Origin of the sequence: Polynucleobacter sp. MWH-Berg-3C6, from assembly GCF_018881855.1 — a bacterium.
GTDB lineage: Bacteria > Pseudomonadota > Gammaproteobacteria > Burkholderiales > Burkholderiaceae > Polynucleobacter.
Genome location: NZ_JACVPN010000004.1, coordinates 22,222 through 38,786, shown reverse-complemented (window position 1 = coordinate 38,786; position 16,565 = coordinate 22,222). Strand labels below are relative to the sequence as shown.

Annotated in this window: 12 protein-coding genes and 1 pseudogene; 8 read left to right on the top strand and 5 right to left on the bottom strand. The window is 45.8% G+C overall.

Going from position 1 to position 16,565, the window contains the following annotated elements; genetic code table 11:
* Positions 1–2: 2 nt before the first annotated feature.
* The 3 genes from gyrB to dnaA all read right to left on the bottom strand — a co-directional run bounded on the left by gyrB (position 3) and on the right by dnaA (position 5,319).
* Positions 3–2,501, bottom strand: a complete 2,499-nt coding sequence (gene gyrB / locus ICN13_RS07635) for a DNA topoisomerase (ATP-hydrolyzing) subunit B (protein ID WP_216139807.1) — start codon at positions 2,499–2,501, stop codon at positions 3–5.
* Positions 2,502–2,512: 11 nt separating this feature from the next.
* Positions 2,513–3,628, bottom strand: coding sequence for a DNA polymerase III subunit beta (gene dnaN / locus ICN13_RS07630; protein WP_216139806.1), 1,116 nt, complete (start codon positions 3,626–3,628; stop codon positions 2,513–2,515).
* Between the two features lie 263 nt (positions 3,629–3,891).
* The gene (dnaA, locus tag ICN13_RS07625; protein ID WP_255534091.1) at positions 3,892–5,319 is read right to left on the bottom strand and encodes a chromosomal replication initiator protein DnaA; all 1,428 of its coding nucleotides are present in this window, start codon (positions 5,317–5,319) and stop codon (positions 3,892–3,894) included.
* 222 nt (positions 5,320–5,541) lie between these two features.
* On the opposite strand from dnaA, the gene rpmH reads away from it, so the two are divergent.
* From rpmH to mnmC, 7 genes and pseudogenes are all read left to right on the top strand, one after another.
* Positions 5,542–5,676 (top strand): 50S ribosomal protein L34, encoded by a 135-nt coding sequence (gene rpmH / locus ICN13_RS07620; protein ID WP_011903922.1) that lies wholly within the window; start codon positions 5,542–5,544, stop codon positions 5,674–5,676.
* 59 nt (positions 5,677–5,735) lie between these two features.
* Positions 5,736–6,002 carry a ribonuclease P protein component gene (rnpA, locus tag ICN13_RS07615; protein ID WP_216139805.1) on the top strand — a complete coding sequence of 89 codons (267 nt, stop codon included), beginning with the start codon at positions 5,736–5,738 and terminating at the stop codon, positions 6,000–6,002.
* 1 nt (position 6,003) lies between these two features.
* Positions 6,004–6,237, top strand: a complete 234-nt coding sequence (gene yidD / locus ICN13_RS07610) for a membrane protein insertion efficiency factor YidD (RefSeq protein WP_216139804.1) — start codon at positions 6,004–6,006, stop codon at positions 6,235–6,237.
* Positions 6,238–6,252: 15 nt separating this feature from the next.
* On the top strand, positions 6,253–7,965 hold the full coding sequence (gene yidC / locus ICN13_RS07605; protein WP_216139803.1) for a membrane protein insertase YidC: 1,713 nt from the start codon (positions 6,253–6,255) through the stop codon (positions 7,963–7,965).
* Between the two features lie 42 nt (positions 7,966–8,007).
* Positions 8,008–9,363, top strand: coding sequence for a tRNA uridine-5-carboxymethylaminomethyl(34) synthesis GTPase MnmE (mnmE, locus tag ICN13_RS07600; RefSeq protein WP_216139882.1), 1,356 nt, complete (start codon positions 8,008–8,010; stop codon positions 9,361–9,363).
* 89 nt (positions 9,364–9,452) lie between these two features.
* Positions 9,453–11,318: a phosphoenolpyruvate carboxykinase (GTP) gene (locus tag ICN13_RS07595; protein ID WP_216139802.1), complete on the top strand. Its 1,866-nt coding sequence runs from the start codon at positions 9,453–9,455 to the stop codon at positions 11,316–11,318.
* Positions 11,319–11,356: 38 nt separating this feature from the next.
* Positions 11,357–12,355, top strand: a pseudogene (gene mnmC / locus ICN13_RS10155) (FAD-dependent 5-carboxymethylaminomethyl-2-thiouridine(34) oxidoreductase MnmC); the annotation flags it as partial.
* Positions 12,356–12,414: 59 nt separating this feature from the next.
* On the opposite strand, the gene ICN13_RS07590 reads toward mnmC, so the two are convergent.
* Together ICN13_RS07590 and dprA are read right to left on the bottom strand one after the other, a co-directional pair.
* A complete protein-coding gene (locus tag ICN13_RS07590; protein WP_370622972.1) occupies positions 12,415–15,078 on the bottom strand; it encodes a DNA topoisomerase III in 2,664 nt (887 codons plus the stop codon).
* Between the two features lie 221 nt (positions 15,079–15,299).
* On the bottom strand, positions 15,300–15,974 hold the full coding sequence (dprA, locus tag ICN13_RS07585) for a DNA-processing protein DprA (protein WP_216139801.1): 675 nt from the start codon (positions 15,972–15,974) through the stop codon (positions 15,300–15,302).
* 71 nt (positions 15,975–16,045) lie between these two features.
* Between dprA and def the strand changes: the two genes are divergently transcribed.
* Complete coding sequence (gene def / locus ICN13_RS07580; protein WP_216139800.1) at positions 16,046–16,561, top strand: peptide deformylase; 516 nt, start codon at positions 16,046–16,048, stop codon at positions 16,559–16,561.
* Positions 16,562–16,565: the final 4 nt, after the last annotated feature.

Here is a 16,565-nt window from a genome sequence, read left to right as displayed (position 1 = left end):
ATTTAAACGTCTAGGTTGCGAGCAATAAGCGCGTTCTTCTCAATAAATGCGCGACGCGGCTCAACCTCATCACCCATTAATGTTGTAAAGACCTGGTCCGCAGCAATAGCATCCTCAATCTTTACTTGTAACAAAGTGCGCGAGCTAGCATCCATGGTGGTTTCCCATAATTGCGATGGATTCATCTCACCCAAACCTTTGTAGCGTTGGCGACTCAAAACGCGCTCGGCCTCAGACAACAACCAAGAGAAGGCTGCTCTAAAGTCACCAATAGTTTGTTCCTTCTGATTTTTGTCTGGATCGCCGCGGCGCACTTTTGACCCAGGCAAAACTTTGCCAGATAAAACTGCTGCCGCATTGGCTAAACTTTGATAATCATCCCCATGCACAAAGTCGGAGTTAATTGAAGATAGCTTGAGGTTGCCGTGAATGCGGCGCGATAGCAACAATCTAAAGCGCTCAGTACGATCTTCCTTTTGCACAATAATTTCTGGCGGCAAAGCCAGGGGATTTAAAGAGTCTGCAAGGGCTTTTCTTAGTTGCTCAGCAGATTCGTTTGCAGATTTTTCGGTATCCAAATTCAATTGGGTGCCCGAGGCAATTGCCCTCAAAGCATCTTCGTCGATTGTGCGTGATAAGCGGTCAACAATCGATTGAATTACTTGATAGTGTTTAGCCAATTCATTTAGGGCTACACCCTCGATAATCTCACCGGTTGGGGTTTGCAAAGAGGCTGTCTCTAGCGCGATCTTCAGTAACAGTTGGTTGAGCTCTGCGTCATCTTTGATGTATTGCTCGCTCTTACCAAACTTCACTTTATAAAGTGGTGGTTGCGCAATATAAATATGGCCGCGCTCAATCAACTCCGGCATCTGCCTATAGAAGAAAGTTAATAATAGGGTACGAATGTGGCTGCCGTCCACGTCCGCGTCGGTCATGATGATGATGCGGTGATAGCGTAGCTTGTCAGCCTTGTATTCCTCAATGCCAATGCCGGTGCCAAGAACAGTAATCAAGGTGACCACCTCTTGGCTGGCTAGCATTTTGTCAAAGCGCGCTTTTTCTACGTTCAGAATTTTTCCTTTTAAAGGAAGAATCGCTTGAAAGCGGCGGTCGCGCCCCTGTTTGGCAGAGCCTCCGGCTGAGTCTCCCTCAACAATAAACAATTCGGACTTAGCGGGATCTTTTTCTTGGCAGTCAGCCAGCTTTCCAGGAAGACCAAGGCCGTCTAGCGCACCCTTGCGTCTAGTCATATCGCGGGCTTTACGTGCTGCCTCACGAGCTCGGGCAGCATCAACAATTTTGCCGCAAAGTATTTTTGCGTCTGCTGGGCGCTCCTGGAGATAGGCGCTCAACGCCTCTGCAACAATCTCTTCTACTGGGCCGCGCACCTCACTAGACACCAACTTATCTTTGGTTTGACTAGAAAATTTGGGTTCTGGAACTTTTACCGATAAGACGCAGGCTAAGCCCTCGCGCATATCGTCGCCAGAAATTTCTACCTTGGCTTTTTTTGCAACCTCATTCTCATCAATATATTTATTGATGACGCGTGTCATGGCTGCACGTAGTCCGGTTAAGTGGGTGCCGCCATCTCGTTGAGGGATGTTGTTGGTAAAACAAAGCACTTGCTCACTAAAACTGTCATTCCACTGCATGGAAACTTCAGCCGTAATCTGCCCACCTAAATCGGAAGGGCGAACACCTTCAGCATAAAAAATATTTGGGTGCAAAACGTTTTTAGTTTGGTTGATGTATTCAACGAAACCTTTTACACCGCCTGAGAATGCAAAGTCTTCTTCTTGACCCGTACGCTGATCAATTAATTTGATGTGTACGCCATTATTTAAGAAAGAAAGTTCGCGAATACGTTTGACGAGAATTTCATAATGAAACTCTACGTTTCCAAAAATGGTTTCATCCGCAAGAAAGTGAACTTCTGTTCCTGACAACTCTGTGTCGCCGGTAACGGTAATTGGAGAAATAGCAACGCCATTTTCTTCTTGAATATTGCGATTCTTAATAACGCCGCGCTCAAACTCCATGTAGTGGGTTTTGCCATCACGTCGAATGGTGAGTTTGAGCCATTTTGATAAAGCGTTTACACAACTTACACCTACACCATGCAGTCCACCAGAAACTTTATAGCTGTTTTGGTCAAACTTGCCACCAGCATGCAGCTCGGTCATTACAATTTCAGCAGCACTACGCTTTGGCTCATGCTTGTCGTCGTATTTAATGCCTGTTGGAACGCCGCGTCCGTTGTCAACGATCGAGATTGAGTTATCGGTTTGTATAACAACCGTTATTTCAGAGCAATAACCGGCTAATGCCTCATCAATCGAGTTATCTAAAACTTCAAAAACTAAGTGGTGTAAGCCCGTTCCATCAGAGGTATCTCCGATGTACATTCCAGGACGTTTACGAACAGCCTCAAGGCCCTCTAAGATTTGAATCGATGCCGCGCCGTACTGCTCTACTACTTTTTTTTCTTCAGTCATTTTTTTCTAAGTTAAATACGCATTGGCATCACAACATACTTGAAGCTCTCTGAGCCAGGCAGAGTAATCACAGCACTACTATTTGCATCACCCAAACTAATTTGAATTTTTTCATTCTTGAGGTTAGATAAAACATCCAAAAGGTAGCTTACGTTAAACCCAATCTCCACAGTATCCCCACTGTATTCAGTTTCAATCTCTTCTTGCGCCTCTTCTTGTTCAGCATTAGTAGATTGAACGGTAATTCGATTGGGGGATAAAGAGAAGCGAACACCTTTAAATTTATCTGTAGTCAAAATAGCAGCACGTTGTAGCGCTGACTGCAAAACGTCTCGACCAACAACTAAAGTATTTTTATGCCCTTTTGGAATTACTCTTTGGAAGTCTGGGAATTTACCTTCTACCAATTTAGAAATTAATTCAATATCACCAAAAGCAAACTTCACTTGATTTGCAGTAAGGCTAATTTCTAACAACTCATCAGAATCCTCTAAAAGATGTTGGCACTCTAAGATTGTTTTACGAGGAATAATGATTTCCTGCCTTTGGCCGGAACCAGAGGGCGCTTCAGCCAACTCAACTTGAGAGTAGGCTAGGCGATGGCCATCCGTTGCTACCGCTACAACTTCTTTACCCTCAATAACCAAAAGCATTCCATTAAGGTAATAACGAATATCTTGTTGCGCCATTGAAAAATGAACTTGGCTAATTAGCTGGCGAAAACTTTTCTGTGACATCTTCCAAGCAGCAGTTACCTCACCAACACTTTGCATTACTGGAAATTCTGCCGCAGATAAAGTTTGTAATGAGAAGCGGCTTTTTCCACTTTGCACAACCATACGGTTGTCTTTTAAATTTAAGGAAACAGGGCCCTCAGGAAGTGCGCGCAAAATATCCAACAACTTTCTGGCAGCAACTGTTGTAGTCACATCTTCCGTACCAACACCAAAATTTGCATTAGTGGTAATTTGGATTTCAATATCAGTAGAGACGAAAGACACTTTTTCACCGCTCTTTTTAAACAGAAGATTTGCCAGGATTGGAAGTGTGTGTCTACGTTCAACAATCCCACTAACAACCTGAAGTGGTTTTAGTAAGTTATCGCGAGAAGTGTTAACGAGTTGCATTGCTTTTAAATCCTTGTATATATCTTAGTAGTAATAGTAATAAGGCTTCTTATTTCCGTGGATAACTTAAAAAACCTATATAAATCAAAGCATTAGAAGACAAAAAACCTGTGGAAAACCTTTGTATAAGCACTGCATAAAAAGTGGATAACCTTTTTTCAATACCCTATTTTTGCATGAAGCTGAGTCTTTCCACAATTTATCCACACACAATCCCCAAACTTATCCCTAGGGTTGTCCACACCTTTATCCACAAGCAAAAATCAAGCCTTCAAAGTTTGTTCAATGACGTGGATTTCGTGATTTAACTGCCCATCATGCGCGCGCTCATCCGCAATTTTCCGAACCGCATGCAAAACCGTTGTGTGGTCCCTACCCCCAAAGAGTTCACCAATCTCAGGCAGGCTCTTTTGGGTTAATTCTTTCGCCATAAACATCGCAATTTGCCGTGGGCGAGCAATGTTGGCTGGTCGCTTCTTTGAGTACATATCAGCGACCTTAATACTGTAAAAATCAGCCACAGCTTTTTGAATATTTTCGACCGAGATTTGTCGGTTTTGTATTGATAGAAGATCTTTCAGTGCGGTTCTAGCGACCTCGATGGTGACCTCACGGCCATGAAAGCGTACAAAGGCCAATATCTTTCTCAGCGCCCCCTCAAGCTCTCGGACATTGGAGCGTAAGTGCTTTGCTACAAAGAAGGCCACATCTTCACTCATTGGGATGCCCTCACTAATCGCCTTCTTCATCAAGATAGCGACCCGCATTTCGAGCTCGGGCGGCTCAATGGCAACTGTTAAACCAGAATCAAAACGTGAAATTAGTCGATCATCAATGCCTGCCATCTCTTTTGGGTAGGTATCGCTGGTGATGATGACTTGGGCTTTGTTGCTTAAAAGCGCCTCAAAAGCATAAAAAAACTCTTCCTGAGTTCTTGATTTACCGCTAAAGAATTGGATATCGTCAATTAACAATAAATCAAGGGAGTGGTAGTACCGCTTAAAGCGATCAAAAGCTTTTTGTTGGTAAGCTCGCACAACATCCGATACATATTGCTCGGCGTGGATATAGCGTATGCGCGCATTGGGTTTTTCTTTTAAAAGGTGATTACCAATCGCATGAATTAGGTGTGTTTTGCCCAGACCAACACCACCGTATAAAAACATTGGGTTATATGAGCTACCTGGGTTGTGCGCAACCTGAATAGAGGCCGCCCTGGCAAGTTGGTTTGCTTTGCCGGTAACAAAAGTTTCAAAAGTAAGGTTAGGGTTGAGTTTGGAGTGATCCTCAATCTCAAAGGCCCCCTCTTCCAGAGATGTGGCCTCTTCGGATGTATTGTTCGTTTGCTGCTCTGGAGGGGCGCTTTCGATAATTGCTGGCGCCGCAACTGGCGCCGCGCCGACCTCGACATCGAGGACAAAATTAATATTAATAGACGAGCCAAAATACTGGGAGGCCAACTCTTGGAAGCGGTCGGCAAATGTTTTCTTAATCCAATCCAGCTTGAATCGGTTTGGGGCGCCAACAGTTAGTGAGTGATCACTCTCATCAAAAGATACGAGAGTTAAGGGCTGAATCCATGTTTTAAACTGTTGGGGCGACAGCTCGCGGGAAAGGGTGCTAAGCGCACCGTCCCAAAAACCCAAGGGGTTGATTGAATTCAAGGCGGAGGGATTTTGTAGGCTGCTCATATTTTTAGAGGATCCATTGTAGCCATCCTGCAAAGTTATCCACAAGCTACAAAAACGTGGAAAAGCTGTGGATAACTTGTGTATAAAAGCAAAAAATCTATATAAATTAATAGGTTATTAGAAAACCACACAAAAATAGAGAAAAACACCTATATATTCATCGAGATTGATTGACCTTTTGCCCTGCAACAAGGAAAATACTTGGTTTTGCAGGGATCTATCATGAAAAGAACATACCAACCATCAGTAACCCGTCGTAAGCGCACACACGGTTTTCGTATTCGCATGAAAACTAAGAGCGGACGCGCAGTATTAAATGCACGTCGCGCAAAAGGTCGCAAGCGTTTGGCTGTTTAATTTAGCCATTGAACAGCGCTAGGATTTCTGAATTATTGAAAATAAACCCCAAGACAAGTATGTATTGGGGTTTTTATGCTGCGCCCGCCCTGGCGGGCAGTAAGCCAGATTTAGGTGTTGCAGTAGCCAAGAAGTTGGCTAAAAGAGCGGTTGATCGCAATCGCCTAAAGAGAATGATTCGCGAATTAGTTTGGACGGCTCAAGCCAGCACACTGAAGAAAGATGTGGTGGTTAAGCTTAAAAAACCGATTGGTCGCGAGACTCGTGGCAGGCTTAGAAAAAAAGAAAAAGAGCTTCTGCGCTCTCAGATGTCGGGATTAATTTAAGGTGCGCGTTTTCAATAAAGCCGCAATTAAGTTGGTAAAGGTTTATCAATTACTCCTGAGCCCTTACCTTGGCATGCACTGCAAGTACGCACCAAGCTGCTCACAATATGCGTGCGATTGCTTCAATCATTACGGATTTATCAAAAGCTTCGGCTTGGTTGCATGGCGAATTTTGCGCTGCAATCCATTGTCACGAGGTGGTTATGATCCTGCAGTAAAACAAACCTCTCATTAATTTAAGTGAATGCAAATGGACTTTAAAAAAACAATTCTTTGGGCAGTATTCTCGATGTCGGGTCTCATGCTCTACAACAATTGGCAGGTCCACGAGGGTAAGCCATCCTTATTTGGGGGCGCACCCGCAAGCGCTCCAGCCGCTGCCGATAAGGCCGCTGCAAGCAATAAGCTAGACGTACCAACTCAAATATCGGGTCAGCCGGTCATTGCCGCAACCCCTGCTGTGAATTTGGGTGCAATTGATAGCGCTGAAAAATTTACATTGAAAAATGATGTGCTGGTATTAGAAATTAGCGCTAATGGCGCTAACGTAGTGGATGCAAAACTATTAAAGTCATTGACCGCTGAAAACAAGCCGGTCGAACTTTTTCAATACACCGCAAACCATAAATATTTTGCGCGCTCAGGTTTGATTTCTTTAAACAATAATGATTTACCAAATCACACCAGTACCTTCAAACTTGTTCAGTCTGGTAAAGATGGCTCGGGCCGACCCTTCCTCACGCTCGCAAGCGAGCGCAATGGCGTTAAATTAGAAAAAACGTTCATCCTTAACCCAGGAAGTTATGTGGTGGATGTTGGGCATCGCGTGACTCAGTCAAGCGCGAACGCTACGCCATTAGTTCTTTACACCGAGCTAGTGCGTGACGGCAGCCAGGAGCAAAAAATTGGTCCATTCGACGGCGCTTTTTCGGCAAGCACCTTTACCGGCCCAGCAACATACACAGACAAAGAAAAATTCAATAAGCTTGAATTCACAGCAATCGATAAAAATAAAATTACCATTCCAACTCAGGTTCCTGCTGGTGACCCGGCGTGGGTTGCAATGGTTCAGCACTATTTTGCTAGCGCATGGATCCCAGGCGACAAATTTGCGCGCGATATCTATGCTGGAAGAATTGATAACGGCCTCTATCGTATTGGTATGCAAACACCGCTCGGCGTGGTTGTTCAAGGAGCGACGATTGTTGAAAAATCTCGTCTCTTTGTTGGCCCCCAAGAAGAGAGTGTTTTAGAAACCATTGCCCCAGGTTTTGAGCTGTTAAAAGATTATGGTTACTTAACGATTTTGGCAAAACCTATTTTTTGGCTCTTGGAAAAAATCCATGGTTATGTTGGTAACTGGGGTTGGTCTATTGTGCTTCTTACTGTTTTGATTAAGTTGGCGTTCTTTCCGCTTTCCGCTGCAAGCTATAAGTCAATGGCTCGCATGAAAGAGGTGCAGCCTCGTTTGATGGCCATGAAAGAGCAATACAAGGGTGAGCCACAAAAGCTAAATCAAGCAATGATGGAGATGTATCGCAAAGAAAAAATTAATCCACTAGGCGGATGTTTGCCAGTGGTGATTCAGATCCCTGTCTTTATTGCTTTGTATTGGGTGTTGTTGTCATCTGTAGAGCTGCGCGGTGCCCCATGGATTTTGTGGGTACACGATCTATCGCTCCCGGATACATCGATTAGTGATGTGTTGGGAATTACACAAATGTTCCCAATTGGAATCTTGCCAATCATCATGGCTGTTTCAATGTTTGTTCAAACCAAGTTGAATCCAACCCCACCAGATCCTATCCAGGCAAAGGTGATGATGTATATGCCAATCGTGTTCTCGGTGATGTTCTTCTTCTTCCCGGCCGGCTTGGTGTTGTACTGGGTGGTGAATAACTTATTGTCGATTGCCCAACAATGGCAAATCAATCAAATGTTTGCAAAGAAAGAAGCCAAGTAATTTTTTAATGGCTTAGTCTTTAATGGAAAACACATAGCAATGATGACCAGAAAGCTGCCCATCATTGCTATAGCAACTGCTCCGGGCAAGGCGGGCGTTGGGGTTGTACGCATTAGCGGCCAAAACCTCAAGGCCATTACAAAAGCACTTTTTCAGAAAGAGCTCTCGCCTCGCCAGGCAAACCTAATCACTTTGCGTGCTGCCGATGGGCAAACTATTGATCAGCTCATCGCCATTTATTTTGTCGCCCCCGCCTCATTTACTGGTGAGGATGTTTTAGAGCTTCAGTGCCATGGAGGCCCTCAGCTTCTGGAGTTAGTAATGAAGCGCTGCCTTGAGCTAGGCAAGAGCGATGGATTGGTAATTGCAGAGCCTGGCGAATTTACTTTGCGAGCTTATCTTAATAACAAAATAGACCTAGCCCAAGCTGAAGCGATTGCAGATTTAATAGATGCACAAAGTGAGGCTGCGGTTCGTGGCGCAGCAAGATCTTTACAAGGCGTTTTTTCAGAGAACATTAACGATTTGATCGAAGAGATTACACAGCTGCGTATTTTGGTGGAATCAACTTTAGATTTTCCAGAGGAAGAAATTGAGTTTTTGGAGAATGCGCAAGCCCGTGCTCGTCTATTTGCTGTTAAAGAAAAACTAGAGTCTTTGCGTGCTGGCGCTAAACAAGGAAAGATTTTGCGCGATGGCATACAGCTTGTTCTTGCTGGCGCGCCAAACGTTGGCAAAAGCTCTTTGCTCAATAGACTCGCTGGCGAAGACATCGCCATTGTTACCCCTGTTGCAGGCACCACTCGCGATCGCGTGAAGGAAAGCATCACCATTGAAGGCGTACCAATGCACATCATTGATACGGCCGGACTGCGCGAAACCAATGATCTAGTTGAGGCAAAAGGAATTGAAAGGTCTTGGGATGCCATTCGGTTGGCAGATCTGGTCATTTTTTTAACCGACCCCAATTCAACAGAAGATGGCCTAAAAGAACAAATTTTGAGAGAGCTGCCTCCAAAATGCCCGGTTTTAGAGGTTGTTAACAAGTCAGATTTGTTGTCTTCGGCCCCTTCCCCGGCCCCAAAACAGGCTATTTTGATTTCCGCTAAAAATGGTGATGGAGTTGAGGGCCTTAAGCAAAAAATACTGGAAACAGTCGGCTGGAACGGCCCCCAAGAAGGGGCGATTGTGGCTAGAAGGCGCCATTTAGACTGCTTAGAGCGGGCATCGGAGCACATTGCAAGATCAGAGCAGTTCGCAGCAAATGGCAACAATTCGCTGGAATTATTCGCAGAAGAGCTATTTTTAGCCCAAAATCACCTTGGGCAAATTACTGGAAAGTTGCTTCCAGACGACCTTTTGGGCAAAATTTTTAGCCAATTCTGTATTGGCAAGTAAAGAGCCTCCTCTCTGCCGTGTCAGGGCTTCAAATATGACCAAAATGTTAAAATCATTGGATTAAAAATTAAATCTTCATAGGAAAACATATGACCACAGAAACTGCGGACCAAATTAATGTAAATGCGCCAGCTTACGTAAAAAACAAGCAATTAATTAAGTGGGTTGGAGAGATTGCAGCCCTGACTAAGCCGGATGCAATTCGTTGGTGTGATGGCTCTCAGGCCGAATATGACGAGCTCTGCGAGCTATTGGTTAGCGCAGGCGTTTTCAAGCGCCTCAACCCAGCCAAGCGTAAAAATTCATTTTTAGCGCTCTCGGACCCTGAGGATGTGGCGCGCGTTGAAGACCGCACTTTTATCTGTTCAGCAAAAAAAGAAGATGCCGGCCCCACCAATAACTGGGTAGAGCCAAGCGAAATGCGCGCAACACTAAATCCGCTGTTTGATGGTTGTATGCGTGGCAGAACAATGTACGTGGTGCCATTCTCCATGGGCCCAATTGGCTCCCCCATTGCCCACATTGGCGTTGAGCTATCTGACAGCCCATACGTTGCAATTAATATGCGTCTCATGACTCGCATGGGCAAGGCTGTTATTGATCAATTAGGTGCTGACGGCGAGTTTGTTCCTTGTATTCACACTGTTGGCAAGCCTTTGGCTGCTGGCGAAAAAGATGTTGCATGGCCAAACAACAAGAATAAGTACATTGTTCATTACCCAGAAACCCGTGAGATTTGGTCATTTGGTTCTGGCTACGGCGGCAATGCATTGTTGGGTAAGAAATGTTTCGCTCTGCGTATTGCATCTAATATGGGCCGCGAGCAAGGTTGGTTGGCAGAACATATGTTGATCTTGGGCGTAACTTCACCCGAGGGCAAGAAATACCATATCGCTGCCGCATTCCCATCTGCCTGTGGCAAAACCAACTTCTCTATGATGATTCCTCCAAAAGGATTTGATGGCTGGAAGGTAACTACTATTGGTGACGACATTGCATGGATCAAGCCGCGCAAAGACCCAGTTACCGGCAAAACTCGATTGTTTGCGATTAACCCAGAGTCTGGTTACTTTGGTGTGGCGCCTGGCACTAACCGCCAAACCAATCAAAACTGTATTGATTCTTTAAATCAAGATGTGATCTTTACAAACGTTGGCTTGACTGATGATGGTGATGTTTGGTGGGAAGGCTTGACAGAAACACCACCAGCGCATTTGATTGATTGGCAAGGCAAAGACTGGACTCCAGCAGATGGCGCAGCAGGTCGCAAAGCTGCGCATCCAAACTCACGCTTTACAGTTGCTGCAACTAACAACCCGGCGGTTGATCCTAAGTGGGATGATCCAGAGGGCGTTCCAATTGACGCATTCTTGTTTGGCGGCCGCCGCTCAAACACTGTGCCTTTGGTTAGCGAGGCACGTGATTGGGTTGAGGGTGTTTACATGGCTGCAACGCTTGGTTCAGAAACCACTGCTGCGATCACCGGCCAAATCGGTGTTGTGCGTCGCGATCCATTCGCGATGATTGCGTTTGCCGGTTACAACATGAGCGACTATTTCCAGCATTGGCTCAATATCGGTAAAAAGTTAGAGGCCGAAGGCGCTGTATTGCCCAAGATCTATTGCGTTAACTGGTTCCGCAAGGATGAGAATGGCAAGTTTGTTTGGCCAGGCTTTGGCGAAAACATGCGCGTGCTTTCATGGATTTTGGAGCGCGCTGAAGGTAAGGCAAAAGGCAAAGAAACGCCATTTGGTATTTGCCCAGAACACGGCGATATCCATTGGAATGGCCTCGACTATTCTGCTGAGAAATTTGCTAAAGCCATTCATGTTGCAGTGGATGACTGGCAGAATGAGTTGAAGCTGCATACGGAATTGTTTGATCACCTTGGTGATCGCTTGCCAAAAGAGTTGAAAGAGACTCGCGCCAAGATTGAACAGCGCCTCAGCGTTTAAGCATCAGCAGTACAAGACGTTTTATTCACATTAGTTAAATGACCAAACCCCAACACCATGAAATAGTGGTGATTGGGGCAGGCATTTGTGGCGCAACCATTGCAAATGAGTTGCTCCTGCGCGGCAAATCTGTTTGTATTATTGACGCCGCATCTTCACCTGCCACCGCTTGCTCAAGTCACGCCTACGCTATTGCTCATCCCCATATCGGGAAGGGATCGCCGCGTTTATTGCGCTTAACGCGCATTGCCTTTTTATTGGCTGAGGCTAGGTGGGGCAAGGCTTGGAACAAGCACGGTATTTTTCAGCCTACCAAAAAAGATAAGTATTTTGATCGAGCAGAAGTAAGCAAACATTTGCAGTCTTTAGATCTTGATCAGGATATGGCATTGGCTTTAGATGCTCAAGAAGCAGAAAAAATTTGCGGCATCAAACAGAGTGGAGTGTGGTTGCCGCGTGGCGCATCTCTCAATCTATTTGAGACAAGCAATGCACTATTGCAAGATCAGAACCACTTAACTTGCTTATGGAATGCGCGCGTCGCAAAACTTGAGAGAGATGATGAGTGTTGGCTTTTATTCAATCAGAATAATGAAGTAATCATTTCTGCGGATAAGGTGATAGTGGCTACCGCAATGGATTCCAAGGCGCTCATGAGTAGTATTGGAATTCGCCTCCCTCTTAAGCCGGTGCGCGGTCAGCTCAGTATTTTTTCAATTCAAGAAGATGCTTGGATAAAAAAATTACCTAGAGTTGGTATATCCGGCGATGGTTATTGTCTCCCAGCCGATCGGCTTGAAGATGGCAGCTACCGTTGGATGGTGGGCTCAAGTTTTGATGAGGGTGAGGATGATCTTGGTTCAAGAGACAGCAGCGATGAATTCAATCGAGAGCAAGCGCAAGGTTTGCTTGCATACCCCGAGGGAGATCCGGGAGCGTTAATTAAGGCTGGAGATTTTGTTGGTGTGCGATGTGTTGCAGGCGATCGTTTACCAATCATTGGTGCGCTCACTCAAAGACCTGGAATCTTTTTAGCCACTGCTTTAGGTTCACGAGGTATTTTGTGGTCAGCGCTAGCAGCCAAGCTGATTACAGCTCAGGTGCTAGAGGATGACTTTGCTTTACTGGCGCGCTTGGGCTTTGCAACAGACTTGCTTGCTGCACTAGCACCTGAACGTTTCTTTGCCGGTGCTTTGGCTGCACCAGCGGCTTTGGCCTCAAACTCAAAACCAATTTTGCCATCAGCCCCTAAGGCCAAGTAGGCCTTAAAGCCACGCCCAGTACGGTTTGACTTGAAGTTCGTCAAGAGATCGGTCTTGCCTTCTTTGAGTAGTTTTTGTACTTGCTCAGCAGAAATTTCTTGTTGTAGAACCACTTTGCCGGTTTTGAAATCACAGGTCTTACTTGGCCCAGTATTGTGTTCACAAACGTAACGCATGCCGTCTTCATAAATTGCACCAGAACATTTTGGACAAACACCCAATGCTTGGCGACCCGTGAAATCTACAGCCTCAGTTTCTTCATCCTGCGCATTGCCAAAGTCAAACTCAAGTTTGAAGCCTGCGTTTGGATAGTCGCTGTCATCTTCCGGAATTTCGCTTAACTTAATGATGGCAGCAAATGGACGGCCCATTTTGCTGCGAAAGCCCTGGAGTGGCCCGATCGTTTTCTCACGCAGCAGCTCTTCCACTTCGGGATATTCAAATGCGCGACCGCCCGGAGTTTTGCTGATCGTAAAGCCACACTTTTCACAGGCAAACCGTCGGTAGTTCTCCTTTACCGGCCCCTTACAGTGCGGGCATGGTGTGGTCATTGTTGCGTAGTCGCCTGGAATTGTATCGCTGTCATATTCCTTGGCGCGTTTGACGATGCGCTGAGTCATCTGCGCAATTTCTTGCATGAAGGTATCGCGATTCATCTTGCCCTGCTCAATTAGAGAGAGCTTGTTCTCCCAGCTACCAGTCAAGTCAGGGCGCGTGAGCTCCTCAACATCCAGGCCACGCAATAAAGTCATCAATTGAAAAGCTTTTGCTGTAGGAATGAGTTCGCGTGCTTCGCGCACAATGTATTTTTCGGCGAGCAGTCCCTCGATAATTGCTGCGCGGGTTGCAGGAGTACCCAAACCCTTTTCTGCCATTGCTTCGCGCATGTCATCGTCATCAACCCACTTGCCGGCGCTTTCCATTGCCGAGAGCAGCGTTGCTTCTGAGTAGCGTGCTGGCGGCTTTGTTTTCAATGGAACTGCAGCAATGGATTCGCTCTGAACGGCTTCGCCTTCTTGGACGGCTACAAGCTCATCGTCGGCTTGATTCGATTTGCCATAGACTGTGAGGAAGCCAGGGTTCACTAGGACGCGACCTTCGGTTTTGAAATGGTGCCCTGAAACCTCAGTAATTCTGGTGGTGACCTTGAATTCAGCGGCAGGATAAAAGACTGCTAAGAAACGGCGAACTACTAAGTCATATAACTTTGCCTCGGGCTCACTTAAATTCTTGGGAGTTTCGAGAGTCGGAATAATCGCAAAGTGATCAGAAATTTTGGAGTTATCAAAGATGCGCTTGTTAGGCTTAATCCAACCATAACCAGCCTTTGCTTTTGGATCTTTCGGATCACCCTTCAGAATTTGTTTTGCAAACGCACGATAGTCTTGCGAGTTTTCAGCAAGAATTTCCATGGTTTGTTTGACAGTATCTAGATAGTCTTCTGGTAGCGCCTTAGCATCGGTACGTGGATAGGTTAAAACCTTGTGACGCTCATATAGCGCTTGAGCAAGGCCCAGCGTATTTTTTGCAGAAAAACCAAAACGGGCATTCGCTTCCCGTTGCAAGCTGGTTAAGTCAAACAGTTGTGGTGCTAGTTGAGTTGCTGGCTTAGCTTCTTCAGTAACGCTCGCCTTTTTGCCACGACAAGCAGCAACAATGCTTTGTGCTGCAGCTTCGCTCCATAGGCGGTTCTCGCGAGCATCTGGTTCCGCAACATCTTTCTTAAATTTCGGATCAAACCAGCGGCCCTCATAGACTCCGGCAGCAGCAATAAATTCGGCTTTTACTTCCCAATAATCTTTAGAAACAAACTTGCGGATTAATTCTTCGCGCTCCACCACAATTGATAGGGTGGGCGTTTGAACACGACCAACAGTAGTTAAAAAGAAGCCGCCACTCTTGCTATTAAAGGCGGTCATGGCGCGCGTACCATTAATGCCCACCAACCAGTCTGCTTCTGAGCGGCAACGCGCCGCATCCGCCAGTGGTTGCATATCCTCGTCGGTGCGCAAGCTTGCAAAGCCATCGCGAATTGCTGCTGGAGTCATGGACTGCAACCATAAACGCTTAATGCCCTGCGATGCTTTTGCGTGCTGTGCAATTAAGCGAAAAATCAGCTCACCCTCACGCCCCGCGTCACATGCGTTAATCAGGGAAGTAATGTCTTTGCGCTTAATAAGTTTTTGTAAAACTTTCAGGCGCGATTCGGTTTTGACAATTGGCCGCAAGTCAAAATAAGGAGGTACTACAGGCAGGTTGGCAAAAGACCATTTGCCACGCTTAACGTCATATTCTTCTGGGGCCGCTATTTCTAAGAGGTGACCAACAGCAGACGAGATAACAAAGTCGTCGCTTTCAAAATAGTCCTCATATTTAGTAAAGCCGCCTAGGGCTTTGGCAATGTCATTGGCAACCGATGGCTTCTCGGCAATGATGAGGGCCCTGGGGTGATCCACGGAAGGGGTCTTGGAGCTGCTTTTGGTAGATGCTTTAGCCACGCGTTTGCCTAAATATGAGCCTGAAATGATGTTTTTTATAGGAAAAAGGATGAACAATTTAAACCAAATCAGGACTTGGTCAGCTGTTTACCCCTTTTTTATTATTAACCGATAAATTAAGAAAAGTCCAAAAAGCGTAGTTTTTTGACGATGAACGCTTAACTTCCCAGGCAATTAATGACTAAAAAACCGCATTTAAACCACTTTAAATAGGGTTTTTCTCAAAAAACCAACTCTTCTAGTACATCCTCCGGGTTTTGGGCTAGCTTTGCACCCTGCTGAATCAAAAGGTTACACCCCCTAGAAAGGGGCTGCCGAATAGAGCCTGGCACCGCAAAAACCTCCCTCCCCATCTCCAAAGCCAGTCTGGCAGTAATGAGAGAGCCGGATCTTTCGGCCGCCTCAATGACTAGAACGCCAATCGAAAACGCAGCAATGATTCGGTTGCGCCTGGGGAAGTTGCTCGATTTTGGTGCTGTCCCCAGGGGGTATTCAGAGACTAAAAGCCCCTGATTCTGGATATTTCTGGCTAAATCCAGATGTTCTTTGGGGTAAATCACATCCAAGCCGGCCCCACAGACCGCCATAGTGAAGTGCTTGGGCCCAAGGTTAAGGGTTGCTTGATGGGCGGCCCCATCAATGCCTCTTGCAAGCCCAGAGACGATAAGTAAACCCGCCCGCGAGAGCTCTTGGGCAAAAGCAGATGCGTTTTTAAGGCCCTCAGCGCTGGCCTTGCGCGAACCTACGATTGCGATCATGGGTGTTTTTAGTAAACCAAGATCTCCATCTATATAGAGACTGCTTGGCGGATCATATAAATCGTTTAAGCGGTTTGGGTAATTTTTATCACCCCTAGCAATACAAGCGGTGCAATTTGATTTTGGGAATATAGGCATTAAAAGATTTTGATCTTTGGGGGAATTACAGCAATCAGGACAGACCGATTGCTCTGTTGGATAATTCCTATATGGCTTTATTAAACGTCCTTTGCTATCCAGACCCGCGCTTGCATAAGGTTGCTAAACCCGTTGAGCAGGTAGATGCACGCATTAAAAAAATCGTTGCCGATATGGCCGACACCATGTACGAAGCTCCAGGCGTTGGTTTGGCTGCAACACAAGTAGATATTCACGAGCGGATTGTTGTCATCGACGTATCTGAAGAGCAAAACGAGTTGATGGTTTTTATCAATCCAGAAATTGTTTGGTCAAGCCCAGAAAAAAAATCTTGGCGTGAAGGCTGTCTTTCGGTTCCGGATTTCTTTGATGAAGTTGAAAGGTCTGCGCAAGTTCGGGTGAAGGCTTTAGATGTTGAAGGCAAAGAGTTCGAGCTTGATGCAGATGGTTTATTAGCAGTTTGTTTGCAGCACGAGCTCGATCATTTGCAGGGCAAAGTGTTTGTTGAGTATTTGTCGATACTGAAGCGAACTCGTATTTCACAAAAACTAAAAAAGCGCGCCAAAGAGTTAGCGGGTGAGCGCTAAGCGC

What these genes read in the sequence shown, in the direction of transcription:
- def (WP_216139800.1), top strand. Translation starts at nt 16,046, where the DNA reads ATGGCTTTATTAAACGTCCTTTGCTATCCAGACCCGCGCTTGCATAAG.
- mnmE (WP_216139882.1), top strand. Translation starts at nt 8,008, where the DNA reads ATGACCAGAAAGCTGCCCATCATTGCTATAGCAACTGCTCCGGGCAAG.
- rpmH (WP_011903922.1), top strand. Translation starts at nt 5,542, where the DNA reads ATGAAAAGAACATACCAACCATCAGTAACCCGTCGTAAGCGCACACAC.
- dnaN (WP_216139806.1), bottom strand. Translation starts at nt 3,628, where the DNA reads ATGCAACTCGTTAACACTTCTCGCGATAACTTACTAAAACCACTTCAG.
- dprA (WP_216139801.1), bottom strand. Translation starts at nt 15,974, where the DNA reads ATGCCTATATTCCCAAAATCAAATTGCACCGCTTGTATTGCTAGGGGT.
- dnaA (WP_255534091.1), bottom strand. Translation starts at nt 5,319, where the DNA reads ATGAGCAGCCTACAAAATCCCTCCGCCTTGAATTCAATCAACCCCTTG.
- gyrB (WP_216139807.1), bottom strand. Translation starts at nt 2,501, where the DNA reads ATGACTGAAGAAAAAAAAGTAGTAGAGCAGTACGGCGCGGCATCGATT.
- ICN13_RS07595 (WP_216139802.1), top strand. Translation starts at nt 9,453, where the DNA reads ATGACCACAGAAACTGCGGACCAAATTAATGTAAATGCGCCAGCTTAC.
- rnpA (WP_216139805.1), top strand. Translation starts at nt 5,736, where the DNA reads ATGTATTGGGGTTTTTATGCTGCGCCCGCCCTGGCGGGCAGTAAGCCA.
- yidC (WP_216139803.1), top strand. Translation starts at nt 6,253, where the DNA reads ATGGACTTTAAAAAAACAATTCTTTGGGCAGTATTCTCGATGTCGGGT.